Origin of the sequence: Massilia sp. HP4 (genome assembly GCF_005222695.1) — a bacterium.
Lineage (GTDB): Bacteria > Pseudomonadota > Gammaproteobacteria > Burkholderiales > Burkholderiaceae_D > Telluria.
In genome coordinates this window covers 65009-90068 of the sequence record NZ_STGG01000035.1, presented here as the reverse complement: position 1 = coordinate 90068, position 25060 = coordinate 65009, and the positions used below count along the sequence as shown (strand labels likewise).

Below are 25060 nucleotides of genomic sequence, written 5' to 3'. Positions count from 1 at the left end.
ACAGGAGTCAAACATGAAGATCAGAGCACAAATCGGGATGGTGCTGAACCTGGACAAATGCATCGGTTGCCACACCTGCTCGGTGACCTGCAAGAACGTCTGGACCAGCCGCGACGGCGTGGAATACGCCTGGTTTAATAATGTGGAAACCAAGCCCGGCATCGGTTATCCGAAGGAATGGGAAAACCAGGACAAGTGGAATGGCGGCTGGCGACGCAACGCGGCGGGCAGGATCGAGCCGCGCCAGGGCTCGCGCCTGAAAATCCTGGCCAATATCTTTGCCAATCCAAACCTGCCGGCAATCGACGAATACTACGAGCCGTTCACCTACGACTACGAACGCCTGCAGAACGCGCCGCTGTCCGAGACGCCACCGACCGCGCGTCCGGTGTCGGTCCTGACCGGCAAGAAGATGGACAAGATCGAGTGGGGCCCGAATTGGGAAGATGACCTGGGCGGCGAATTCGCCAAGCGTAGCCGCGACAAGCTGTTCGACAATGTACAGAAAGAGATGTATTCGACCTTCGAGAACACCTTCATGATGTACCTGCCGCGCCTGTGCGAGCATTGCCTCAACCCGGCGTGCGTGGCCTCTTGCCCTTCGGGCTCGGTGTACAAGCGCGAGGACGATGGCATCGTGCTGATCGACCAGGACAAGTGCCGCGGTTGGCGCATGTGCATCTCGGGTTGCCCGTACAAGAAGATCTACTACAATTGGTCGTCGGGCAAGGCCGAGAAGTGCACCTTCTGCTATCCCCGCATCGAGGCCGGCCAGCCGACCGTGTGCTCCGAGACGTGCGTGGGCCGCATCCGCTACCTGGGCGTGCTGCTGTACGACGCCGACAAGATCGAGGCCGCCGCCTCGGTGCCCGACGAACAGGACCTGTACGAATCGCAGCTCGGCCTGTTCCTCGACCCGCATGACCCCGAAGTGATCGCCGAGGCGCGGCGCCAGGGCATCCCCGACGCGTGGCTCGAATCGGCCAGGCGCTCGCCGGTGTACAAGATGGCGGTCGAGTGGAAGATCGCCTTCCCGCTGCACCCCGAATACCGCACCCTGCCAATGGTGTGGTACATCCCGCCGCTGTCGCCGATCCAGGCCGCGGCCGAGAGCGGCAAGATGGGCATGAACGGCATCCTGCCCGATACCCGCAGCCTGCGCATCCCGGTGCGCTACCTGGCCAACCTGCTCACCGCCGGCAAGGAAGCGCCGATCGTCCACGCGCTCGACCGCATGCTGGCCATGCGCGCCTATATGCGTGCCAAGACCGTGGATGGCCAGCCCGACCTGAAGGTGCTGGGCCAGGTGGGCCTGACCCAGGACGTGGTCGAGGACATGTACCACATCATGGCGATCGCCAACTACGAAGACCGCTTCGTGATCCCCAGCAGCCACAAGGAGATGGCCGAGGACAGCTTCAACGACAAGGGTTCGTGCGGCTTCTCGTTCGGCAACGGCTGCTCGGACGGGGTCAGCGACGCTTCGCTGTTCGGCAAGAAGAAGCAGGGCTCGACCCACTTCATGTCGATGCCGAAATCGCGCAAGAAAAAAGAAACCGAGCAGGCCTAGGAGTCATCATGCAACACTACCGCATCCTTTCCGCCCTGCTGCTCTATCCCGAGCCCGAACTGGTCGCCGCGCTGCCCGAGATGCAAGGACACCTCGATGCCCGGCCCGGCATGCGCGCCGCCCTGCGGCCGCTGCTGAATCACCTGGCGAGCGAAGACCTGATCACGCTGCAGCAGTATTACGTGCAAACCTTCGACCGCACGCCCTCGCACTCGCTGCACCTGTTCGAGCATATCCACGGCGAGTCGCGCGACCGCGGCCAGGCCATGGTCGACCTGATGGAAGAGTACGAGAAGCACGGCCTGCAGATGGAGGGCGACGAATTGCCCGACTTCGTGCCGCTGTTCCTGGAATTCCTGTCCCAGCTCGAGGGCGAGGACAAGGCCGGCCCGCTGCTGGGCGACGCCGTGCACGTGCTGGCCCATATCGGGGGCAAGCTGGCCGCCAACGGCAATGTCTATGCCTGCGTGTTCGACGTGCTCGAGCAACTGAGCCCGGTGCAGGCCGAGGCATTGAGCGAGCCGCCGATCAAGGACATGGACGAGGCGCTCGAGACCTTCGGCCCCGGCGTCGACGGCGTCGAGCCGCTGCTCAAGCATGCACCCGGCGGCGCGCACCCGATCAACTTCTATCCGCAAGGCGCACGCCGCGCCCCGGCATCCGCCTGAACAGGAGACCCATCATGGACTACGTGAACCAATTCTTCTTCGGGATCTATCCCTATATCGCGCTGGCGATCTTCCTGCTCGGGAGCCTGATCCGCTTCGACCGCGAGCAATACAGCTGGAAGTCCGAATCGACCCAGGTGCTGCACCGCGGCAGCCTGCGCTGGGGCTCGGCGCTGTTCCACATCGGCATCATCGGCCTCTTGTTCGGCCATGCCGTCGGCCTGCTCACCCCGGTGTGGGTGTGGGACACGATGGGCGTCGCCCACGGCACCAAGCAGATCGTCGCCATGGCCGGCGGCGGCGTGATGGGGCTGATCTGCCTGGTCGGCCTTACCATGCTGCTGGTGCGCCGATACACCAGCGACCGCCTGCGCCGCGTGACCACCTTCAAGGACAAGGTCGTGCTGCTGTGGATCCTGGGCACCCTGCTGCTCGGCCTGGGCTCGATCTTCACCTCCTTCGACCACCTCGATGGCGAGACCATGGTCAGCCTGATGCGCTGGGCCCAGCACATCGTGACCTTCCGCGGCGATGCGGCGTCCTATGTGGCCGAGGCGCCGATCGTCTTCAAGCTGCACCTGTTCATGGGCATGTCGCTGTTCGTGATCTTCCCGTTCACCCGCCTGGTGCACGTGTGGAGCGGGTTCGGCGCCCTGACGTACCTGGGCCGCGCCTTCCAGCTGGTCCGTCCACGCTAAGGAGCGATTATCATGGGACTCTCGGTCAACGGCGTCGACATCGACGACCGTGTCATCGAACGCGAGCTGGCGCACCACCAGCATGCCGACAATCCGCTCAAGCAGTCGGTGCATGAAGTGGTGCTGCGCACCCTGCTGCTGCAAGAGGCGGATCGCCTCGGCCTGTGCATGCTGGGCGAGGATGAGGATACCTGCATCGAAGCGCTGCTCGAGAGCGAGGTGAAAGTGCCGCAGGCCGACGATGCCGCCTGCGCCCGCTTCTACGCCGCCAACCCGCAGCAATTCACCAGCGGCGAGCTGGTCGAGGCGCGCCACATCCTGTTCCAGGTCACGCCCAACGCGCCGCTGGAACTGCTGCGCGAGACCGCCGAATCGGTGCTGGCGGCGCTCAAGGCGGCGCCGGAGCGCTTCGACGAGCTGGCGCGCCAGTACTCGAACTGCCCGTCGGGCGCCGTCGGCGGCAACCTGGGCCAGCTGGCGCGCGGCCAGTGCGTGCCGGAGTTCGACGATGTCGTGTTCCGCCTGGCGCAGGGCCAGCTGGCCGAGCGTCCGGTCGAGACCCGCTTCGGCCTGCACCTCGTGCAGGTCCAGCGCCGGGTCGAAGGCCGCCTGCTGCCGTTCGAGGCCGCGCGCGACCGGATCGCCGACTATTTGACCTCGGCGGCCTGGCAGCGCGGCGTGCACCAGTACCTGCAACTGCTGGTCGGCCGCGCCGACGTCCAGGGCGTCACGCTCGAAGGCGCGGCCTCGCCGCTGGTGCAGTAGCGCCTTGGCCGCCCCCGCCCCACAGGCGCACGGCATCCTCGACGACCTGCAGGCCCTGGTCGCGGGCGCCATGCTGGTCTCGCTCGGCATCGCCCTGATGGGCGCCGCCGGGCTGGTAACCGGCGGCGTCGCCGGCCTGTGCCTGCTGCTGCACTACGCCAGCGGCATCGGCTTCGGCCAGATCTTCTTCGTCCTCAGCCTGCCCTTCTATGCCTTTTCGCTGCGCCGGCTCGGCCCCGTCTTCACCTTCAAGACGCTCGGCGCGGTGCTGCTGTTCTCGCTGTGCGCCGAATACCTGCCGCGCATGCTGCGGCTGGAAAGCGTGCATCCGCTGTACGCTGCGCTGATGGGCGGCATCCTGGTCGGGGTCGGCCTGCTGATGCTGTTCCGGCACCGCGCCAGCCTGGGCGGCTTCAACATCCTGTGCGTCTACCTGCAGGAACGCTTCGGCTGGCGCGCCGGCCTGGTGCAGCTGGGCCTCGATCTGCTGATCCTGCTGCTGTCGCTGGCGGTGGTCGAACCGGGCGCCTGGCTGCTGTCGCTGCTCGGCGCCGTGGTGCTCAACCTGACCCTGGCCGTCAATCACCGGCCCGGGCGCTATCTCGCTCAATGAGCCGGCGCGCCATGCGCCGGCTTCACCTATTTCATCCCTCATCATGCACATCTCGAATTTTTCCGATTTCCTCGCCGCGGCCCGCACCCAGGACCAACCGCAGCGGCTGCTGTTCCTGTTCGCCGTGCGCGAACTGCCGCACAACCATACGCCAGGCCAGAAGAAGCGCTTCGAGGCCGGCCAGGGCGGCGCATTGACGCCGGTGATGTGCGTCGACAAGGGCGTCGACGAGCTGGCCGATTTCGCCGCCCTGGCGCAGGAGTCGCGCCAGACCGGCCAGCCCTGGGATGTGGCGTTCGCCGCGGCCCTGGCCGGCCAGGACGGTGCGCCGCCGACGGCGTCAGAGATCGAGCGGGCGCTGCGCATGATGGTCGACGCCGTGCACCGTGGCGCCATCGAGCGCTTCATCGCCTTCGACCCGCAGGGCGCGGCGATGCGTTTCCAGTAGATCGCGGGCTCAGGCCTCGGCGCCCAGCGCGCCGGGGCTTGCCTCTCGATCGCGCTTGCCGCGCATCAGCCGCAGCGCGAACAGCGACAGGCACAGGATGCCGGCCGCGAACACGATATCGCCCGGGACCCGCAGCCACACCATCGTCTCCATGAACGGCGAGTGCACCACCTCGGCCGAACGCGCATACCACATGCCCCTGGTGATGCTGGCATGGGCCTGGTAGATGCCGGCCGGGACCAGCGACATGAACACCATCCCCGCCAGGCCGGCGTTGAGCAGCCAGAAGGTCGGGCGCAGCAGCGCATCGGACCAGCCGTGGCCGGCGCAGAGGCCGCGCAGGCAGAACAGCATCAGGCCGATCCCCAGCATGCCGTATACCCCGAACAGGGCGGCGTGGCCGTGGGCGGCGGTCATGTTCAGCCCCTGCATATAGTACAGCGCGATCGGGGTATTGATCGAGAAGCCCAGCAGGCCGGCGCCGACGGTGTTCCAGAAGCCGACCGCGATGAAGCACAGGATCGCCCACTTGTAGTTGCGCACCCATGGCGCCGCCTTCGAGCGCCGGTAGTTGCGGTAGGCCTCGATGCCGATCAGCGACAGCGGCACGACCTCGAGCGCCGAGAACATCGCGCCGATCGCGATGACCGAGGTCGGGGTGCCGGTGAAATACAGGTGATGCAGGGTGCCGAGAATGCCGCCGAACAGGAATACGATGGTCTCGAGCACGATCGCGCTATTGGCCGAGGCGGCGCCGATCAGGCCCAGGCGGGTAAACAGCAGCGCGATCACGGCGGTGGCGAATACCTCGAAGAAGCCTTCCACCCACAGGTGGACCAGCCACCAGCGCCAGTACTCGACCATCGAGTAATGGGTCTCGCGGCCCCATGCCAGCGAGGTGGCGTAGAAGCCGCCGATGCACAGCGCGGCCAGGAACACCATGGCGATCAGGCCGCGGCTCTCGGACGGCTTGCGCAGCGCCGGCCACAGGCCGCAACCGAGCAGGCCGGCCCAGAACATCAGCCCGATGAACAGCAGGATCTGCCACACCCGGCCCATGCTGGTAAATTCCAGCCCCTGGTTGCCGATCCAGAACGAGAAGTCGGTGCCGGCGGCGCTGATCGTGCCGATCCAGCCGGTGGCGGTCGACCCGACCACGATGAACAGCAGCGCGTAGAACAGCACGTTCACGCCCAGCTTCTGGTATTTGGGCTCATGGCCCGAGATGGCCGGCGCGATATACAGGCCGGTCGCCAGCCAGGCGGTGGCGATCCACAGCACGGCGAACTGGGTGTGGATGGTGCGGCTGACCGTGAACGGGAGTACCTCGGCCAGCGGAATGCCGAAGAAACTCTGCCCTTCGACCGCATAATGGGCAGTGATCACGCCCATGCCCACCTGGGCCAAAATCAGTCCGATCACCACGAAGAAGTACTTGCGGGTAGCGCGCATCGATGGCGTGATGCGCATGCCGCCCAGCGGATCGCGGTCGGGCACGGGTGGATCGTTGTCGTCCTTGTGCATGCCATGGAAGAACACCATGCCGGCAATCGCGGCGATCATCAGGATCACGCTGGCGATCGACCAGATGCCTGCGCCCGAGGTGGGCGTGTTGCCGGCCAGCGGCTCGTGCGGCCAGTTGCTGGTATAGCTCAGGCCCGATTCGCCGGGACGGTCGGTGGCGGCCGACCACGAGGACCAGAAGAAGAAGGCGGTCAGCGCCGCCCGGTCGGATGCCTGCGGCAGCGAACCGGCTTTCATGGCGTACTGCTCGCGCAAGCCGTCGAAGCGGCTGTCGCTGCCGAACAGGCCCGCGTAGTGCTGCGCCACCTGGCGCACGGCGGCGGCGCGCACCTCCGACAGCCGCAGGGTCCTGGACCCGGCGTCGTAGGTATTGGTGCGCAGCTCCTCGCGCACGAAGGCGTCGACGTGACCGCGCAGGGGGGCGTCGAGTTCGGCGTAGGGACGGCCGAACTCGCGCCGGGCCAGGCCGTCCTGGATCGCCAGCGCTTCGCGGTGCAGCCAGTCGGCCGACCAGTCCGGCGCCAGATAGCTGCCGTGGCCCCAGACGCTGCCGAGCTGCTGGCCGCCGGCAGCGAGCCAGGCCTGCTGGCCATGCTGGATCTGCGGGCCTGAGTAGATCACCTCGGCGCGGCTGTCGGTGACGGAGAGCGGAATCGGCGGCGCCGTGACGTAGATTTCGCGACCGACCCAACCGAGTACGGAAAACGAGAGAACGCAGATGACGGCCAGCCATGTCCAGAGTTTGCGTGTGGCGTGCATGAAGATGTCCTTGTGATTGAAAGGTGGAAGGCGTGCGTGCCGTCCGGGACGAATCTTAGGCCCGCGCCAATTAAGATGTAAATAGTATGTATCTTTAAAACTTATGCCTGGTCAAGTAAGTGCGACCCCACATGCTCTGTGCGGCACCCTTGCTATCCCGCTGCGCCGCAGCGCATTTGCTTACTTGAACCAGTTCAATGCATCGGCCAGGGCCCGTGGCTATAGTCGGGGCACGCTACCAAGGAGCTTCCCGCTGCCCATGACATCCACCCCGAACGACACCCCCACCGCGGACGCCTTGTCGGCGCGTCCCCCCATGGAACTGGTCTGCCCCGCCGGCAGCCTGCCCGCCCTCAAGGCCGCCGTCGACCACGGCGCCGACTGCGTCTACCTCGGTTTTCGCGACGCCACCAACGCCCGCAACTTCGCCGGCCTGAATTTCGGCGAGGACGCCATCCGCTCCGGGATAGACTACGCCCACCAGCACGGCCGCAAGGTGTTCCTGGCCCTGAACACCTATCCCCAGGCCGCCGGCTGGGACGCCTGGCGCGCCGCCATCGACCGCGCCGCCGACTTCGGCATCGACGCCGTCATCCTGGCCGATCCCGGCCTGATGGAGTACGCGGCGCGCGTGCATCCTGGCCTGCGCCTGCACCTGTCGGTGCAGGGCTCGGCCACCAACCTGGACGCCATCGATTTCTATCACCGCCACTTCGGCATCGCGCGCGCGGTGCTGCCGCGCGTGCTGTCCCTGAGCCAGGTCGAGCACCTGATCGGACGCACCCCGGTCGAGATCGAGGTGTTCGGTTTCGGCAGCCTGTGCGTGATGGTCGAGGGCCGCTGCCAGCTGTCGTCGTATGTGACGGGCGAATCGCCCAATACCCACGGCGTCTGCTCGCCGGCCAAGGCGGTGCGCTGGCAGCAAACGCCCAAGGGCCTCGAAGCACGCCTGAACGAGGTGCTGATCGACCGCTACGGCGAGGGCGAGCATGCCGGCTATCCAACCCTGTGCAAGGGCCGCTTCGACGTCGGCGATGAAACCTATTACGCGGTCGAGGAACCGGCCAGCCTGAACACGCTCGAGATCCTGCCCAAGCTGGCCGCCCTTGGCGCGCGCGCCATCAAGATCGAGGGCCGCCAGCGCAGCCCGGCCTATGTGGCGCAAGTCACGCGCGTCTGGCGCGAGGCGATCGATACCGTTCTCGCCGGCCAGCGCTTCTCGCTCAAGCCGGCCTGGATGGCGGCACTCGACAAGGTCGCCGAAGGCCAGCAGCACACGCTCGGCGCCTACCACCGCCCCTGGAAGTAGGATTGGAGCAAACCGCATGAAAATCTCCCTTGGCCCCATCCAGTACTACTGGCCGCGCGCTACCGTCCTTGCGTTCTATGAGGCGGTGGCCGGCAGCCCGGTCGACATCGTTTATCTCGGCGAAGCGGTCTGTTCGCGCCGCCACGAGCTGCGCCTGCCCGACTGGCTGGCCCTGGCCGAACTGCTGCAGCAGGCCGGCAAGCAGGTGGTGCTGTCGACCCAGGTGCTGATCGAATCCCACTCCGACCTCGGCACGATGCGCCGCGTGGCGTCCAATGGCCGCTTCCTGGTCGAAGCCAACGACATGGGCGCGGTCCACTGCATGAGCGGCCAGCCTTTCGTGGCCGGGCCGCACCTGAACCTGTACAGCGCCCAGTCGCTCGGCATCGTGGCGCGCCTGGGCGCCACGCGCTGGGCGATGCCGCTCGAGATGTCCAGGACCGGCCTGGCCGCGCTGCTGGCCGAGCGCCCCGCGAACCTCGAGACCGAGGTCTTCGCCTACGGCCGCCTGCCGCTGGCGTACTCGGCGCGCTGCTTCACTGCGCGCCAGCGCAACCTGCCCAAGGACGATTGCCGCTTCAGCTGCATCGAGCATCCCGACGGCCTGGTGATGCAGACCCGCGAGAAGCAGCCGTTCCTGGTCCTGAACGGCATCCAGACCCAGTCGGCCCTGGTCTACAACCTGGTGGCCGAGGTCGACGACATGCGTGCGATGGGCGTGGACGTGCTGCGCCTGAGCCCACAGTCGACCCAGATGCCCGCCATCCTGGCCCTGGTGCGCGGCGCCGTGGACGGCGCCATCGCGCCGGTGGAAGCAGCCGCGCGCATGGCGCCCCTGATGCCGGACCAGGCCTGCGATGGATTCTGGCACGGCCGGCCCGGACTCGAGCGGTGCGCCGCCTGACCACATATGAAAGCTCCACTCATGCACCCTGAATCGCATCCCGTGCCCGCCCCCGTCAAGCGCTTGCTGTCGCTGCTGCCGGCCGCTCCCGGCTCGCGGCTTTTCTCCAGCGCGCTCAACCTGGCGCTGCTGCGCCACTTGCCCGACGACGTGCGCGCCGCCCTGCATGGCAAGCGCCTGCGCCTCGCCGCGCCGGACGCCGGCATCGCCTTCGACTTCGCCTGGAACGGCAGCGCCTTCAAGCCGGCCGCGCGCGGCGATACCCCCGACCTCGTCATCAGCGCCAGCCTGCACGACTTCGCCCAGTTGGCGGCGCGCAAGGAAGACCCGGACACCCTGTTCTTCAGCCGCCGCCTGCTGATGGAAGGCGACACCGAGCTGGGGCTCATGGTCAAGAACACGCTCGATGCGATCGACGGCCCGCTGTTCGACCCCGCCTGGCTGGCGCCGCACCGGGTACTGGCGTCGCTGGCCGCGCGGCGCCCCGGCGTACCGCCCCGTCCCCATTGAAAGACCAGCATGGACAAGACAACTTTCCCCGTGGTGTATTCGTGCTCGGGCTGCTCCAGCGCGGCCCAGACCGCGAACCAGGTCGCCCTCGAACTCGATCGCATGGGCGTTGCCGAGATGTCGTGCATCGCCGGCATCGGCGGCGACGTCAAGCCGATCCTCAAGCTGGCCAGGTCGGGCCGTCCGCTGGCGGTGATCGACGGCTGTCCCTTGCTGTGCGCCCGCCGCTGCCTGGCGCGCCACGGCATCGAACCGAGCCTGCACTGGCAGCTGGCCGAGCACGGCGTCAAGAAGCGGTATCACCATGACGTCGACCCCGGCCAGGCGCGCACGATGACGGCGGTCATCGCCCAGGATATCCGGGCGCTGGCGCAGAGCATAGGCCAGGGCGCGGTCCAGGATTCTTGAATTGGTTTAAGGCGCCGGACGGGCGAAGCGCGGATAGTGGATGGATACCCAGACTTCACCCACTCAGTAGAACCCGATGAACGCCAAAGACCACTTGATTACCACCGCCATGCCTCCACAAGAGGTATCGACCGACGTCCTGCGCGAAAAATACGCGCGCGGCCTGGAAACCACGATCGAGGAAGTGCGCGCCCGCGTGGCGCATGCACTGGCCAGCCACGAGCCGCAGGCGCTGCGCGCCGAGATGGAGGGGCGCTTCCTGTGGGCCCAGGAACACGGCTTCGTGCCGGCCGGCCGCATCAACTCCGCCGCTGGCCTGGGCATCAAGGCCACCCTGATGAACTGCTTCGTGCAGCCGGTGGGCGACTCGATCACCGGCGAGGACGACAGCCTGCCCGGCATCTACACGGCGGTGGCCGAGGCCGCCGAGACCATGCGCCGCGGCGGCGGCGTCGGCTACGATTTCAGCCCGATCCGCCCGGCCGGCAGTGCGGTCAAGGGCACCCACTCGCGCGCTTCCGGCCCGGTGTCGTACATGGAAGTGTTCGACGCGTCCTGCCGCACGGTCGAATCGGCCGGCGCCCGTCGCGGCGCCCAGATGGGCGTGCTGCGCATCGACCATCCCGATATCGAGCGCTTCATCGCCGCCAAGGACGGCGGCGCCTTCAGCAATTTCAACCTGTCGGTCGGCGTCACCGACGCCTTCATGGGGGCGGTGCTGGCCGACGAGCAGGTCGACCTGGTGCACCGCGCCCCACCCGCCCAGGACGCGATCGACGCCGGATCTCTCCAGCGCGACGACGGCCTGTGGGTGTATCGCAGCGTGCCGGCGCGCGCGCTATGGGACAAGGTGATCGGCTCGACCTACGACCACGCAGAGCCGGGCGTGCTGTTCATCGACCGCATGAACCAGGAAAACAACCTGTACTGGTGCGAGCGGCTGGCGGCCACCAATCCCTGCGGCGAGCAGCCGCTGCCGCCCTACGGCTGCTGCGACCTGGGTTCGCTCAACCTGACCTGCTTCGTGAGCCAGCCCTTCACGCCCGGCGCCGCCTTCGACTTCGACACCATGCGCGAAGTGGCAGCGATCGGTGTGCGCATGCTCGACCTGGCGCTGGACGCCAACCAGTGGCCGCTGCCGCAGCAGGCCGAGGAAGGCGCCAACAAGCGCCGCATCGGCCTGGGCTTCATGGGCCTGGGCAGCGCCCTGGTCATGCTCGGCCTGCGCTACGACGCGCCGGAAGGCCGCGCCATGGCGGCCTGCATCGCGCGCGAATTGCGCAACGCCGCCTATGCGGCCTCGATCGCGCTGGCGCGCGAAAAAGGGCCGTTCCCGCTGTTCGACGCCGAGCGCTACCTGGCCGGCCAGTTCGTCGGACGCCTGCCGGACGCCCTGCGCGAGGACATCGCGCGCCACGGCATCCGCAATTCGCACCTGCTCTCGATTGCGCCGACCGGCACCATCTCGCTGGCCTTCGCCGACAATGCCTCGAACGGCATCGAACCGGCGTTTTCCTGGGTCTACCAGCGCAGGAAGCGCATGCCGGACGATACCATCCGCACCTATGAAGTGGCCGACCATGCCTGGCGCCTGTACCGCCACCTGGGCCTGCAGGCCGACGAAGGCGAGCCGCTGCCGCCGCAATTCGTCACCGCGCTCGAGATGCCGGCCCTGGATCACCTGCGCATGATGGAAGCGGTGCAGCCGTATATCGACACCGCGATCTCGAAGACCGTCAACGTGCCGGCCGACTATCCCTACGCCGACTTCAAGGACCTGTACACCGAAGCCTGGCGCGCCGGCCTGAAGGGCCTGGCCACCTATCGCCCCAACAGCGTCACCGGCAGCGTGCTGAGCGTGGCCGCGCCGGCGTCCGAAGCTGCGCCAGGCAGCACGCTGCCCGAACCGGATCCACTGCGCAAGCGCTTCGAATCGCGGCCCTTGGGCGAACTGGAGTCGCTGACCTCGAAAGTCGAATACACGACCCAGGAAGGCAAGAAAGCAGTGTATCTGACCATCAGCTTCCTGCGCGTCGAGGGCCTGCACGAAGACCGTCCGGTCACCATCGAGCGGCCGTTCGAGTTCTTCATGCCGGCCAACCAGCGCAGCGACGGCCACCAGTGGATCACCTCGACCATGCGCCTGCTGTCGCTGGCGGCGCGCGCCGGCAGCCCGGTGGCCAAGGCCCTGGCCGATATGCGCGAGGTGGTGTGGGAAAAAGGACCGGTTCGCTGCGGCCACCTGACCCGCGAAGATGGCGTACAGGTGCCGGTCTATCACGACTCGGAGGTGGCGGCGATTGCCTTCATGCTGCAGCGGATGCTGATACGGCGTGGTTTCCTGGACGCCCAGGGCAACCAGGTGCCGGTCGACCAACTCGACCGGGCGCTGGCCGCGCGCGCAGCCAGCCATGCCGAACCGGCACAGCCGCCCGCCGCCGAGGCAGCCGCGCCCGAGCCGCATGCGGCTACCGCCGCCGCCAAGTGCCCGGAATGCGGCGCCCGCGCCCTGCAGAAAGTCGACGGCTGCGCGCACTGCGCCGAGTGCCACTACATCGGCAGCTGCGGCTGACCGCTCACCTCACCTTTGAAGGAACACATTCATGGAACATCTCCTGCAACTGGACGCCGCGCTCGACCAGCCCGGCGCCGACCACATCCTTTACTGGCTGCGCGCGATACCCGGCGTGAACGCGGTCGAGGCGAATGCCGGCGCCAGCCAGGTAAGGGTGCTGTACGACGGCGATCTGACGTCGTCGCGCGAGATCGACATCACGGCCACGCGCGCGGGCTTCCCCGTGCGGCAGGCGCGCGCCAGCGGCTGTTGCGGCGCCTGCGGCGGCGGCTGACGCCCTATAAGCCTAGATGCTGCTCAGGTAATCCGCCGCGTCCGGCCTCGGGCGCGGCGGTTTTTCCATTGCCGCGGTGCCGATACCGATGAAGCAGATCGCGCTTTCATGGGACGCGAGGCGCAGCAGGCGCCGCATGCCCGCGGCGTCCATCGCGGCACCGCTGGCCAGGCCGGTCGCGAAACCGGCGGCGCCAGCCGCCAGCAGCAGGTTCTGGAGCGCGCAGCCGAGCGACACCAGCTTTTCGGCCACCGGTATCGTCTTGGCTCCAGCATCGTCGCGCAATACCGCTACCAGCAGGCAGGGCGCGCGAAAGGCCTTGTCGCGCGCGGTGGCCAGCGCTTCCTCGTCGCAGCCGGGATCGCGCTCGGCCAGGGCCGCCGAGAACACCTCGCCCAGGTCGCCGCGCCGCGCCTGCGGGATCAGCACGAAGCGCCACGGCCGCAACAGGCCATGGTCGGGCGCGTGGGCGGCCGCTTCGACGATGCGGTCGAGCGCTTCGCGGTCGGGCCCGGGCGCGTGCAGGCGCCGCAGCGTGAAATTGCGGCGCGCCGCCACTAGGGTCTGGAAATCGGCGTGGGCGCCTGGTTGGGGGATCGTCATGCGCGCAGTATAACGAGGGCGGCGCTACCCTGCAGGCGCCGTGCGACCTAGGCCGAACGGATGGACCGGGGCCCCGCGCCTCCGCCAGAGGGAGGAGAAAGGCGCAAGCTGGCGCCGGTTTGCTTGACTTGGGGCAAGGCCAAGATAAGATAGATTGTAAATATATCTTCTGATCGTCACCATGCGCCTGACTTCGTTCACCGACTACACGCTGCGCGTGCTGCTGCACCTGGCCGCCAACGACGGCACCCAGTTCACCATCCAGGAGATGGCCGACCTGCACCGGATTTCGAAGAACCACTTGATGAAGGTGGTGTGCGCGCTCGGCCAGGCCGGCTTCGTCGAGACCGTGCGCGGGCGCAAGGGCGGCTTTCGCCTGGGCCGCCCCGCCGCCGGCATCCGGATCGGCGAAGTCGTGCGCGTGGCCGAAGCCGATTTCCACATGGCCGAGTGCTTCGGCAGCGGCGGGAGCAACTGTGCGATGGGGCCGGCCTGCGGCCTGAAGCATGTCCTGGCGCGCGCCACCGACGCGTATCTCGACGAGCTCGACCGCCACACGCTGGCCTCGCTGCTGACCGCATCGGCCCAGTTCGCGCCACCGATAGCACCACAGCGCATCATCCACCTGCTGCCCATCTCCCAAGAGCGATAGCCTGCAACAGGCCGAGGAACATTGCGAACAGGTAATAAGGTACATACAATATGCATGTTCAAACCAAGACGCCGTTACCGGTATTTTTTTTGAATCTAAAGCTGCATTTGAAATACATTTTTAAGGAGAACACCATGCATGCCACCACACGCGGCTGGCGCGGCGCCGCCGCCGCCCTGCTTGCGATCGGCGCCCTGGCCGGGAGCGCCGCGTTCGCGGCCGAGCGCAAGTTCGAGATGAATATCGAGGACACCCGCATCACGCTGGTCGAGAAGCAGCAGTTCCATACCTTCGCCTTCCAGGGCCAGGTGCCGGGCCCGCTGTTCTATGTCGACGAAGGCGACCAGGTCGAAGTCACCGTCAATAACGTCACCGCGCTGCCGCATACCATCCATTGGCATGGCATGGTGCAGAAAGGGACCTGGCAGATGGACGGGGTGCCGGGCGTGACCCAGCCGAACATCGCCCCCGGCGAGTCCTTCACCTACAAGTTCACCGCCGATCCTTCGGGCACCATGTGGTACCACTGCCACGTCAACGTCAACGAGCACGTCGCCCTGCGCGGCATGTGGGGGCCCTTCATCGTCAAGCCGAAGAAGCCGACCGCGCTCGAGAAGACCGTCACCAAGGACTTCATCCTGATGTTCTCGGACTGGGATTCGAAGTGGGCCAACAAACCGGGCTTCGGTGGCGTGCCGGGCGACGTCTTCGACTACTTCACCATCAACGGCAAGTCCTACCCCGACAACCAGCCGATGCGCGTGACCAAGGGCGACGTGGTGCGCCTGCGTCTGATCGGCTCCGGCGACAAGGTCCACAGCATCCACCTGCACGGCCACGTGATGACGGTCGCCTTCAAGGATGGCTTCCCGCTGCCGGCGCCCTACAAGGCCGACACCATCGCGGTCGCGCCGGGCGAACGCTACGACGTGATCTTCACTGCCGACAATCCCGGCCTGTGGATGCTGCACGACCACGTCGACACGCACACCATGAACGGCGACCGTCCGATGGGCGGGATCATGAGCGTGCTCGAGTACACCGAGATCAAGAAGCCCGACTTCTACGAGTGGAAGAACAAGAAGTTCGAGCCGAACTTCTACTACGAGGATTCGCTGCGCAAGGGTCCGGGCATTTATATGCACGATGGCTTCAAGGGCCAGGCGGTCCAGTAAGGAGAAATGAGATGAACACGACTTCCCTGCGCGCCATCCTGGCCGCCCTCGCCTTCACCCTGCTCCCCGGCGCGGCCCACTCGGCCGACCTGCTGTCGCAGCAATGCGTGGCCTGCCACGCGATCGCCAAGCCAGAGAAAGCCTCGCTCGAGCGCATCCTCGAACGCAAGGGCCCCGACCTGTACTACGCCGGCGCCAAGTTCAACCAGGAGTGGCTGGTGGCCTGGCTGCAGAACCCGACCACGATCCGCCCCGGCGGCGCCATGTTCCTGCACGCCGTGAAGGCCGGCGCCGACCGCGCGGTCGACACCATCGACGCGGCCAAGGTCGCGCCGCATCCGAAACTGTCGGCGGCCGACGCCAAGGCCGCGGCCGAACTGCTGATGGCCCTCAAGCCCGACGGCCTGGTCACACCAGGCGCCCACAAGGGCGAACCGGGCGGCTCGATGGCCTCGATGCTGTTCTCCAAGCTGCGCGGCTGCACCTCGTGCCACGCCGCCAAGCCGGGCGATGCGCCGCTGTCCGGGCCCGAACTGTACAGCGCCGGCGCGCGCCTGCAGCCCGACTTCATGCTGGCCTATATGAAGGATCCGCAGCGCTTCGACCCGCACACCTGGATGCCGACGCTCGGCCTGACCGACGCCGACATGCAGAAGCTGACCAGCTACATGTCCACGTTGAAGAACCAGGAGAAGAAATGATGCGCACGCCTATCACGCTCCCCCGCCTCGTGCCCACACTCGCGCTCGCGCTCATGCTGGCCGGCGCACTGTCGCCTGCCCGCGCTGCCGAACCGAACCCGCGCGCCGTCAAGCTGTACGACACCTATTGCGTCCAGTGCCACGGCATCAACCGCGACGGCAACGGCATCAACAGCGCCGCGATGGCGGTCAAGCCGCGCGACCACACCGACACCAAGGCCATGGGCGACACCCCCGACGAGACCCTGTTCAAGGCGATCAAGGGCGGCGGCCTGGCGGTGAGCAAATCCGTATTGATGCCTAAATGGGAAGGAGTACTGAACGACGAACAGATCAACGAACTCGTGACCTACCTGCGCTTCGTCAGCAAGAGCGGCGCCAAATAAATCCATAACAGGGAAACACCATGAAACAAACCTCACTTTGCATCGCTCTCGGCCTCGCCCTGGCGCTGTTGGCACCGATGGCCGCGCAGGCCAAGACCGTCAAGGTCAGCATGACCGCCAAGGAAGTCGAAACGCCGATCGACAACAAGGGCACGATGTACCGCTCCTGGACCTTCGACGGCATGGTGCCCGGCCCCGTGGTCCACGTGGAAGAAGGCGATATCGTCGAATTCACGCTGTACAACGACAAGTCGAGCAAGAACTCGCACTCGATGGACTTCCACGCGGCGCGGGTCGACGTGGTCAAGGACTTCGAGCAGGTCAAGCCGGGCGAGAAAGGCAGCTACACCTTCCGCGCCGACTATCCGGGCATCTTCTACTACCACTGCGGCGCCGATCCGATGATCCAGCACATCGCGCGCGGCATGTATGGCGCGATCATCGTCGAGCCGAAGGACAAGAAGGCGATGCCGAAGGCCGACCGCGAATACGTGCTGATCCAGTCCGAGCTGTACCAGAACCCGGACAACCAGGCCGAGATGATGGACAACAAATGGACCAACATCCTGTTCAACGGCGGCATCTTCAAGTACGACCCGGTGCACGATCCGGCCGCCACCCGCATGCTGCAGGCCAAGCCGGGCGAGCGCGTACGCATCCACTTCATCAATGCCGGCGCGAACGAATTCGCCTCGTTCCACGCGATCGCCGGCATCTGGGACCGCGTCTACCCGAGCGGCAATCCGAAGAACCAGCTGCACGGCCTGCAGAGCTATGTGGTGGGCCCGGGCGACGCCTCGTCGTTCGACATCATCTCGCCGGTCGAAGGCGCCAACGCGCTGGTGACCCACTCGATGCGCCAGGCCCTCACCGGCGGCATCGCGATCCTGCAGTTCACCAACGACGCCGATCCGAAGATGGGTCGCGGCGAAAACATCCTGGTGCGCTAAGCGCTTCAATTCGCCAGGAGGGTGGGCCGCAAGGCCCGCCCTTTTCCAAAGGAGCACGAGATGGCACTGTCACGCCGATCCTTCATCGCCGGCCTGGCGCTGGTCGCCGCCGGCGGCGCGGCGGGCGGCTACGCCTGGACCCGCCGCGGCGCCGGCCCCGCGCAGGCCGCGGGCGCGCTGTACACCTGCGGCATGCATTCGCACCTGCGCCTGCCCAAGCCCGGCAACTGCCCGATCTGCAATATGACCCTGGTGAAGGTCGGCGCGGCGCCGATGACCATGGGCCCTGCCGGCGACGGCGTGCACGTGGCGCCCGAGGCCCAGCGCAGCATGGGGCTGGAAACGGCGGTCGTCGCCAGCGGCCCGCTGGCGCGCACCATCCACGCGTATGCCAGCATCGCGCTTGATGACAGCGCCGTGGTCGAGGTCAATCCCACGGTCGAGGGCTGGCTGCGCAGCATGCAGGCGCGCGGCGTCGGCGACCGCATCCGGCGCGGCCAGGTGCTGTACGAGATCTACTCCCCCGAATTGCAGCAGCGCCAGCGCGAGTACATCGACCTGCTGGTGCGCAAGGACGCCCTGCTGTCGACCGACGGCGGAATGGGCGGCGCCACCAATGCGATGGCCGGCAGCCTGGCCAAGGAGCGCTTCCGCAATCGCGCTCGCCTGATCGCGGCCGGCATGGACGAGGAACTGGTCGAGGAACTCGAACGCGGCCGCCGCATCATCGAGGTGGTGCCGGTGCGCGCCCTGCGCGACGGCGTGGTGACCGCGATCGGCGCCCGCGCCGGCGGCTACGTGACGCCGATGCAGCAGATCCTGGCCTACGCCGACAACCGCCGCCTGTGGGCCGAACTGACCCTGTTCCCCGACCAGCTGGCCTGGCTCAGGGATGGCGACCGGGTGCGGCTGCGCTCGACGATCGAGCGTGGCGCCGTGGCCGAGGCACGGCTCGACCTGTCGACCGTGCAGATCGATCCCGGCAGCCGCACCGCGCGCGTGCGCGTGGCAGTGAGCGGCCATGGCGCGGCGTTCGCGCCCGGCGCCTTCGCCGACGCCACCATCGAGACCCGCAGCCAGCATGGCCTCAGCATCCCGCGCGAAGCCCTGATCCGCACCGGCGCCGGCGACTACGTGCTGCGCGCCGCGCCCGACAACCATTTCGAGCGGGTCGCGATCGAGACCGGCATCGAATCCGACGAAGCGATCGCCGTGGTGTCTGGCCTCAAGGCCGGCGAGCGGGTCGCGGTGCGCGCGCAATTCTTGCTCGACGGCGCGCTGGCGCTGCAGGCCAATGCGCGGCCCGATCCATCGATGCTGCCCATGAGCCTCGACGACCCGGACATCTGCCGCACGCCGCCATCGGTCCCGGCCGCCCCGGCCACCCCGGCAGCCCCGGCTTCGCATGCGGGTCACGGCCACCAGCATGGCGGGAGCATGCCATGAGCGTCGCTTCTCTCATCGACTGGTCGCTGCGCCACCGCCTGCTGGTGCTGGCCGCCAGCGTCGCGCTGCTGTTTGGCGGGATCGTCTCGCTGCAGCGGCTGCCGCTGGACGCCCTGCCCGACCTGTCCGACGTCCAGGTCATCGTCAACACCGACTACCCTGGGCAGGCGCCGCAGCTGGTCGAGGACCAGGTCACTTATCCCCTTGCCGCCGCCCTGCTGGCGGTGCCCGGCACGCGCGCCGTGCGCGGCTTTTCGATGTTCGGCGAATCCTTCGTCTACCTGATCTTCCACGACGGCACCGACCTGTACTGGGCCCGGACCCGGGTCCAGGAAGTGCTGGCCCAGGCCCGCGGGCAGCTGCCGCCGGACGCCATGCCGCGCCTCGGCCCGGACGCCTCGGGCATCGGCTGGGTCTATCAATACGCGCTGCGCGACCGCACTGGCAGGCTGGGGCCGGAACGCCTGCGCGCACTCCAGGACTTCCACCTGAAGCTCGAGCTGCAGGGCGTGCCCGGCGTGTCCGAGGTGGCCGCCATCGGGGGGCAAGCGCGCCAGTTCCAGATCGAGGTCGATCCGGCGCGCCTGGCGGCCCACGGCGTGGGCCTGGAACAGGTAGCCGCCGCCGTGCGCGGCGCCAATCGCGCCAGCGGCGGCGCGCCGCTGCAGCTGGGGGGCGCCGAATACCTGCTGCGCATGGACGGCCGCCTGGAAGGCGTGGCCGACCTGGCCCAGGTGGGCGTGGCGGCCGGCGAGCGTTTCATCCCGCTGCACCAACTGGCCCAGGTCGGCACCGGCCCGGCCCCGCGGCGCGGCATCGCCGACCTCGATGGCCGCGAGGATGTCGCCGCGGCGGTGGTCGTGATGCGCCACGGCGCCAACGCGCTCGAGGTGGCGCATGCGGTGCGTGCCCGCCTCGATGCGCTGGCCAAGACCCTGCCGCCCGGGGTCGAGATCGTCACCACCTACGACCGGGCCGGCCTGATCGAGCGCGCCATCGCCACCCTGCGCGGCAAGCTGGTCGAGGAATCGATCGTGGTGGCGCTGATCTGCGGCGTGTTCCTGTTCCGCCTGCGCTCGGCGCTGGTGGCCATCGTCACCCTGCCGCTCGGGATCCTGGCCGCGCTGTGGGTCATGCGCCTGCAGGGCGTATCGGCCAATATCATGTCGCTGGGTGGGATCGCGATCGCGGTCGGCGCCATGGTCGATGCCGCGATCGTGATGATAGAGAACATGCACCGCCACCTCGAGCGTCTCGACCAGCCGCCCAGGGGCGCCGCGATCTGGCCGCTGGTGCGCCAGTCGGCGATCGAGGTGGGCCCCGCCCTGTTCTTCTCGCTGTTGATCATCACGGTCTCGTTCCTGCCGGTGTTTACCCTGCAGGGCCAGGAGCTGCGCCTGTTCGCGCCGCTGGCCTATACCAAGACCTATGCGATGGCGGCCAGCGCCATGCTGGCGGTGACGCTCACGCCGGTGCTGATGGGCTACCTGATCCGCGGCCGCCTGCCGCCAGAAAACGCCAATCCGCTCAACCGTTTTCTCCAGCGCCTGTACCGGCCGCTGCTCGGCGCCGCCCTGCGCCGGCCGCGCGCGGCGATCGCACTTGCGCTGGCGGTGCTGGCCTCGAGCGCGCTGCCCCTGGCGCGCCTGGGTTCCGAGTTCATGCCGCCGCTCGACGAAGGCGAGCTGCTGTACATGCCGACCACCATGCCCGGCATCGGTGCCGACGAGGCGGCGCGGCTGCTGGCGGCGACCGACCGCATCATCCGCGCCATGCCCGAGGTGGCCCAGGTCTTCGGCAAGGCCGGGCGCGCCGAGAGCGCGACCGACCCGGCGCCGCTGTCGATGCTGGAAACCACGATCTTGCTCAAGCCGCGCGACCAGTGGCCAGCCGGCTCGGCCCCCAGCCAGGCGGCGCTGGTCGAGAAGCTCGACGCGGCGCTGCGCATCCCGGGCCTGACCAATGCCTGGGGCTACCCGATCAAGACCCGGATCGACATGCTGTCGACCGGCATCCGCAGCGAACTCGGGATCAAGATCGGCGGTCCCGACCTGGCGGTGCTGGACCAACAGGCGCGCGCCGCAGAGCGCCTGCTGCGCACGGTGCCGGGCGCACGCTCGGTATTCGCCGACCGCGTCGGCTCCGGGCGCTACCTGGCGGTCGACATCGACCGCGCCGCCGCCGCCCGCTACGGCCTGGCCGTGACCGAGATCCAGGATGCGGTGGCGGCGGCGGTGGGCGGCAACACCATCGACACCATCATCAAGGGCCGCGAACGCTATCCGGTGCTGCTGCGTTATCCGCTGGCGCAGCGCCAGGACCCGACCGCCCTGGCGGGCATCCGTCTCGAGGCGCCTGGCGGCGTGCAGCTGCAGCTGTCGCAGGTGGCGCGCCTCGCCGTGACCGACGGCCCCACCGAGATCAAGAGCGAGAACGGACGCCCGGTGGCCTATGTCTATGTCGATGTCGCCTCGAGCGACGCCGGACGCTTCCTGGCGGCGGCCGAGCCGCTGCTCGACGCCGCGCTGCGCCTGCCGCCCGGCTATACCGTGCACTGGCAGGGCCAGTACCTGCAGTTCAGGGACGGCAAGCTGCGCCTGTGGGGCGCCAGCCTCCTGACCCTGGCCCTGGTGGCGGGCCTGCTGCAACTGCATTTGCGCAGCGGCGCGAAGGTGGCGCTGGTGCTGGCCAGCCTGCCGTTCGCCGCCACCGGCGGCCTGTGGCTGACCTGGCTGCTGGGCTTCCAGCTGTCGGTGGCGGTGGTGGTGGGCCTGATCGCGCTGGCCGGGGTGGCCGCCGAATTCGGCATCGTGATGCTGCTCTACCTCGACCATGCGCTGGCTGCGGATCCGCGCCGCCCCTACCGCGCGCTGGTGGCCGGCGCCGTGCTGCGCCTGCGGCCCAAGGCGATGACGGTGGCCGTGATCCTGGGCGGCCTGGTGCCCGTGATGCTGTCCGACGCGGCCGGCGCCGACGTCATGCAGCGCATCGCCGCGCCCATGATCGGCGGCATGCTGACCGCCCCGCTGTTCTCGCTGCTGGTGATCCCGGCGGTCTACCGCCTGGCCATGGCCGGCCAGGTCAAGAGAAACCGGAGTCGTCCATGATCGCCCTGCTGCGCTCGATGCGCTTTGCGGTCGCCGTGCTGTGCGTGGTGGCGCTGGCCGCCACCATCGGTTCGGTACTGGCCCAGAACCAGCCAACCGCCGAGTATGTGGGCCGCTATGGCGCGCACTGGACCGCGCTGTTCCGCCTGGCCGGCCTGATGGACGTGTACCACGCGCCCTGGTTCCTGGCCCTGCTCGGCTTCATGGCGACGTCCACCTCCCTGTGCCTGTGGCAGCGCACGCCGGCCATGTGGCGCGAGATGCGGAGCTTTCGCGCCCAGCGCAGCCGCGCCAGCCTGCTCCGGGTGCCGCACCATGCGGCCTGGCCGCTGGACCGGGTGAGCGCCAGCGCCGCCCATCCGGCGCTGCGCACCCTGCTCGCCGGCGCCGGTTTCGCGCTGCGCCACGAAGCTGTCGACGGCGGCTGGGTGCTGGCCGCCAGGCGCGGCGTGGGCCGCCGCGCCGGCTATGTGCTGGTGCATGGTGCCATGGTGCTGATCTGCGTCGGCGGCCTGGTCGACGGCAACCTGCCGCTGCAATGGCGGCTGTGGCGCGGCGAGGCGGCGCCGGCCCCGCTGCACCTGGCGCCGCAGGATGCCCCGCTTGCGGCGCGGCTGGCGCCCGGCGGCGGCTCGTACCGCGCCATGCTGACCGTGCCCGAAGGCGGCGCGGCCGACAGCGCGATCCTGGCCGCGGGCGACGGCTACTTGGTGCAGCCGCTGCCGTTCGAGGTCCGCCTCAAGCGCTTCAGCCTGGAGCAGCATGCCAATGGCCAGCCGCGCGACTTCGCCAGCGAGATCGAGATCCGCGACGGCGAGCGGGTGATCCCGCTCACCCTGCGCGTGAACCAGCCGGCCAGCCATGACGGCGTGACCTTGTACCAGTCGGGCTTCGACGACGGCGGCAGCACCGTCGCGCTGCGCCTCGGCGGCGGGGTCCAGCGGCTGCGCATCGGCCAGCAGGCGGCGCTGCTGGTGGGCGACGAGCCGGTCACGCTCGAGCCGGTCGAGCTGCGCACCGTCAATGTGCTGGCGCGCGAGTCGCTGCCGGCCAGCTGGCGCCGCCTGGCGCGGCCGGGCGAGCGCAGCATCGACGTCGGCCCCTCGGTGCTGCTGCGCGTGCGCGACCGCCAGGGGCAGGCCCAGGAATGGCTGTCGTACCAGAAGCCGTTCGAGATCGAGGGCAAGCGCTGGTTCGTGTTCGGCCGCCGCACTGTCGGCGCGGCGGAGATGCAGTACCTGCGCCTGCCGGCCGATGCCGAAGGCACGCTGGACGGCTACCGCGCCTGGAGCGCGGCACTGAATGACCCGGCCGCGCGCGCCGCCGCTGCGGCGGCGGTGGCTTCCTCGAGCCAGGACCGGCGCCTGGCCGCCACCTTGCGCGCCAGCGCCGAACACCTGCTGGCCCGCTATGCCGAAGACGGCCTGCCGGGCATCGCGCAGATGGTACAAGCCGCGCCCGAAGGCGGCGCCGGCCTGGTGCTGGACCTGCTGCGCCACGCCGCCGCCCGCCTGGCGCCCGACATGCCGCGCGCGCTGCTGGACGACAGCCTGCTGGCCTACAGCGAGGCAAGCGCCATGCAACTGACCGCGCCGGCCGAACTGGAAGGCTATACCCAGGTCCAGGCCTCGGTAATACAGGTCACGCGCGCGCCGGGCGCGGGCCTGGTGTATCTCGGCGCAGCGCTGCTCGGCCTGGGCGTGATCGCCATGACCTTCATCCGCGAACGCCGCCTGTGGCTGCACTACGACGGCCATGCCCTGCTGCTGGCGCTTGATGCCAACCGTCCCAGCCCCGTGCTGGACGACGAATTCACCGCCCATCGGGCGGCCATCGACCAACTCCTGCTCATCGAGGTGTCCCATGTCCACCATCCTGTCCGCGCCTGAGGGCCGGCTTGCCACTCCTCCCCGCCTGCCGCGGCGCCTGGCCGACGGCCTGTTCCTTGCCCTCGTGGCCGGCGCCGTCGGCTATGTCCTGGTGCGCCACCGCGCCGCCCTGGACGAATACGATCTCGCCATCCTCGGCTGCAGCGCCGTCTCGCTGTGCGTGCTGGCGCTGCGCTGGCGCGCACTGCAAGTGCTGGGCGCGAGCTGCGGCCTGCTGGTCGTCGGCGCGGTCGCGCTGTACCGCGGCGACCCGGCGCGCGCCGAAGAGGCTTTCTTGCTGCGCCACTTCCTGTCCAGCCAGAGCGCCATCCTGTGGATGGGACTCTCGTTCTGGACCGCCACCCTGCTGTACGCGATCGGCTGGTGGAAGGCGTCCGGCGCCTGGCTGCGGCGCGGGGCTTGCGCAGCCTGGATCGGCAGCGCCGCCGGCCTGCTCGGCCTCTTGGTGCGCTGGCACGAATCCTATCTACTGGGCGACGGCATCGGCCACATTCCGGTGTCGAACCTGTACGAGGTATTCGTGCTGTTCTGCTTCTTGACGACGCTGCTGTACCTGCATCTCGAGCACCGCTCGGGCAACCGCCAGCTCGGCCTGTTCGCCATGCTGCCGGTGAGCGCCGCAGTGGCCTTCGTGTTCGTCTACGGCCGCGGCGCGCACGAGATCCAGCCCTTGATTCCCGCATTGCAGTCGTGGTGGATGAAGCTGCACGTGCCGGCCAATTTCATCGGCTACGGCGCGTTCTCGATCGCCGCGGCGACGGGCGCCGCCTGGCTGCTGGCCGGGATCCCCGCGCTGGCGGCGCGCCTGCCATCGCGGCGCTGGCTCGACGAATTGTGCTACCGCAGCAGCGCGCTCGGCTTCGTGTTCTTCACGATCGCCACCATCCTCGGCGCGTTGTGGGCGGCCGAGGCCTGGGGCGGCTACTGGTCGTGGGATCCGAAAGAGACCTGGGCCCTGGTCGTATGGCTCAACTACGCGGCCTGGCTGCATGCCCGCCTGGTGCGGCAGATCAGTGGCAAGGCGCTGGCCTGGTGGTCGCTGGCGGGATTCTGCATCACGCTGTTCGCGTTTATCGGGGTGAATATGTTCTTGTCCGGCCTGCACTCCTATGGCTCGCTTTAGGAG

At 68.2% G+C, this 25060-nt stretch carries 23 protein-coding genes; 21 read left to right on the top strand and 2 right to left on the bottom strand.

Translation table 11 applies throughout. From position 1 onward, the window contains the following. Positions 1-13: 13 nt before the first annotated feature. The 6 genes from narH to E8M83_RS13130 are packed head-to-tail and all read left to right on the top strand — an operon-like array spanning position 14 to position 4762. Positions 14-1570, top strand: coding sequence for a nitrate reductase subunit beta (gene narH / locus E8M83_RS13155; RefSeq protein WP_137173798.1), 1557 nt, complete (start codon positions 14-16; stop codon positions 1568-1570). An 8-nt stretch (positions 1571-1578) separates the two neighbouring features. After that, complete coding sequence (gene narJ / locus E8M83_RS13150; RefSeq protein WP_137173797.1) at positions 1579-2238, top strand: nitrate reductase molybdenum cofactor assembly chaperone; 660 nt, start codon at positions 1579-1581, stop codon at positions 2236-2238. Positions 2239-2252: 14 nt separating this feature from the next. After that, on the top strand, positions 2253-2936 hold the full coding sequence (narI, locus tag E8M83_RS13145) for a respiratory nitrate reductase subunit gamma (RefSeq protein WP_137173796.1): 684 nt from the start codon (positions 2253-2255) through the stop codon (positions 2934-2936). Positions 2937-2948: 12 nt separating this feature from the next. Next, on the top strand, positions 2949-3701 hold the full coding sequence (locus tag E8M83_RS13140; RefSeq protein WP_137173795.1) for a peptidylprolyl isomerase: 753 nt from the start codon (positions 2949-2951) through the stop codon (positions 3699-3701). A 4-nt stretch (positions 3702-3705) separates the two neighbouring features. After that, a complete protein-coding gene (locus E8M83_RS13135; RefSeq protein WP_170976792.1) occupies positions 3706-4314 on the top strand; it encodes a YitT family protein in 609 nt (202 codons plus the stop codon). Positions 4315-4357: 43 nt separating this feature from the next. Continuing rightward, entirely contained in the window at positions 4358-4762 is a 405-nt protein-coding gene (locus E8M83_RS13130) for a ribonucleotide reductase subunit alpha (RefSeq protein WP_137173794.1), read from the top strand. Between the two features lie 9 nt (positions 4763-4771). Here the strand turns inward: E8M83_RS13130 and E8M83_RS13125 are convergent, their stop codons facing one another. Continuing rightward, positions 4772-7045 carry a nitric-oxide reductase large subunit gene (locus tag E8M83_RS13125; RefSeq protein ID WP_137173793.1) on the bottom strand — a complete coding sequence of 758 codons (2274 nt, stop codon included), beginning with the start codon at positions 7043-7045 and terminating at the stop codon, positions 4772-4774. A gap of 259 nt (positions 7046-7304) precedes the next feature. Here E8M83_RS13125 and E8M83_RS13120 point away from each other — a divergent pair, with 259 nt between their 5' ends. The 6 genes from E8M83_RS13120 to E8M83_RS13095 all read left to right on the top strand — a co-directional run bounded on the left by E8M83_RS13120 (position 7305) and on the right by E8M83_RS13095 (position 13025). Further along, positions 7305-8354 carry a peptidase U32 family protein gene (locus E8M83_RS13120; RefSeq protein WP_137173792.1) on the top strand — a complete coding sequence of 350 codons (1050 nt, stop codon included), beginning with the start codon at positions 7305-7307 and terminating at the stop codon, positions 8352-8354. Between the two features lie 16 nt (positions 8355-8370). Further along, positions 8371-9258, top strand: a complete 888-nt coding sequence (locus tag E8M83_RS13115) for a U32 family peptidase (protein ID WP_137173791.1) — start codon at positions 8371-8373, stop codon at positions 9256-9258. Positions 9259-9264: 6 nt separating this feature from the next. After that, on the top strand, positions 9265-9768 hold the full coding sequence (locus E8M83_RS13110; RefSeq protein ID WP_229491513.1) for an SCP2 domain-containing protein: 504 nt from the start codon (positions 9265-9267) through the stop codon (positions 9766-9768). Between the two features lie 9 nt (positions 9769-9777). Continuing rightward, positions 9778-10176, top strand: a complete 399-nt coding sequence (locus tag E8M83_RS13105) for a putative zinc-binding protein (RefSeq protein ID WP_137173790.1) — start codon at positions 9778-9780, stop codon at positions 10174-10176. Between the two features lie 76 nt (positions 10177-10252). Further along, complete coding sequence (locus E8M83_RS13100; RefSeq protein ID WP_137173789.1) at positions 10253-12748, top strand: adenosylcobalamin-dependent ribonucleoside-diphosphate reductase; 2496 nt, start codon at positions 10253-10255, stop codon at positions 12746-12748. A 31-nt stretch (positions 12749-12779) separates the two neighbouring features. After that, a complete protein-coding gene (locus tag E8M83_RS13095; protein ID WP_137173788.1) occupies positions 12780-13025 on the top strand; it encodes a hypothetical protein in 246 nt (81 codons plus the stop codon). A 12-nt stretch (positions 13026-13037) separates the two neighbouring features. On the opposite strand, the gene E8M83_RS13090 is transcribed toward E8M83_RS13095, so the two are convergent. After that, positions 13038-13628, bottom strand: a complete 591-nt coding sequence (locus E8M83_RS13090) for a nitroreductase family protein (RefSeq protein ID WP_137173787.1) — start codon at positions 13626-13628, stop codon at positions 13038-13040. Positions 13629-13809: 181 nt separating this feature from the next. Between E8M83_RS13090 and E8M83_RS13085 the strand changes: the two genes are divergently transcribed. The 9 genes from E8M83_RS13085 (at position 13810) to ccsB (ending at position 25057) form a co-directional block, all read left to right on the top strand. Further along, positions 13810-14280, top strand: coding sequence for an Rrf2 family transcriptional regulator (locus E8M83_RS13085; RefSeq protein WP_137173786.1), 471 nt, complete (start codon positions 13810-13812; stop codon positions 14278-14280). Positions 14281-14414: 134 nt separating this feature from the next. Next, positions 14415-15455 carry a multicopper oxidase domain-containing protein gene (locus E8M83_RS13080; RefSeq protein ID WP_137173785.1) on the top strand — a complete coding sequence of 347 codons (1041 nt, stop codon included), beginning with the start codon at positions 14415-14417 and terminating at the stop codon, positions 15453-15455. Between the two features lie 11 nt (positions 15456-15466). Next, the gene (locus tag E8M83_RS13075) at positions 15467-16156 is read left to right on the top strand and encodes a cytochrome c family protein (RefSeq protein ID WP_137173784.1); all 690 of its coding nucleotides are present in this window, start codon (positions 15467-15469) and stop codon (positions 16154-16156) included. Then, positions 16153-16542 (top strand): cytochrome c, encoded by a 390-nt coding sequence (locus E8M83_RS13070; RefSeq protein ID WP_206077452.1) that lies wholly within the window; start codon positions 16153-16155, stop codon positions 16540-16542. The genes E8M83_RS13075 and E8M83_RS13070 overlap by 4 nt, the downstream gene beginning before the upstream one ends. A 20-nt stretch (positions 16543-16562) precedes the next feature. Beyond that, a complete protein-coding gene (locus E8M83_RS13065; RefSeq protein ID WP_137173783.1) occupies positions 16563-17492 on the top strand; it encodes a multicopper oxidase domain-containing protein in 930 nt (309 codons plus the stop codon). A gap of 60 nt (positions 17493-17552) precedes the next feature. Then, on the top strand, positions 17553-18938 hold the full coding sequence (locus E8M83_RS13060; protein WP_137173782.1) for an efflux RND transporter periplasmic adaptor subunit: 1386 nt from the start codon (positions 17553-17555) through the stop codon (positions 18936-18938). Further along, positions 18935-22045 carry an efflux RND transporter permease subunit gene (locus E8M83_RS13055; RefSeq protein ID WP_137173781.1) on the top strand — a complete coding sequence of 1037 codons (3111 nt, stop codon included), beginning with the start codon at positions 18935-18937 and terminating at the stop codon, positions 22043-22045. The genes E8M83_RS13060 and E8M83_RS13055 overlap by 4 nt, the downstream gene beginning before the upstream one ends. Further along, positions 22042-23934 (top strand): cytochrome c biogenesis protein ResB, encoded by a 1893-nt coding sequence (locus E8M83_RS13050; RefSeq protein ID WP_137173780.1) that lies wholly within the window; start codon positions 22042-22044, stop codon positions 23932-23934. Before E8M83_RS13055 ends, E8M83_RS13050 begins: the two co-directional genes overlap by 4 nt. Then, positions 23909-25057, top strand: coding sequence for a c-type cytochrome biogenesis protein CcsB (ccsB, locus tag E8M83_RS13045; RefSeq protein WP_137173779.1), 1149 nt, complete (start codon positions 23909-23911; stop codon positions 25055-25057). Before E8M83_RS13050 ends, ccsB begins: the two co-directional genes overlap by 26 nt. Positions 25058-25060: the final 3 nt, after the last annotated feature.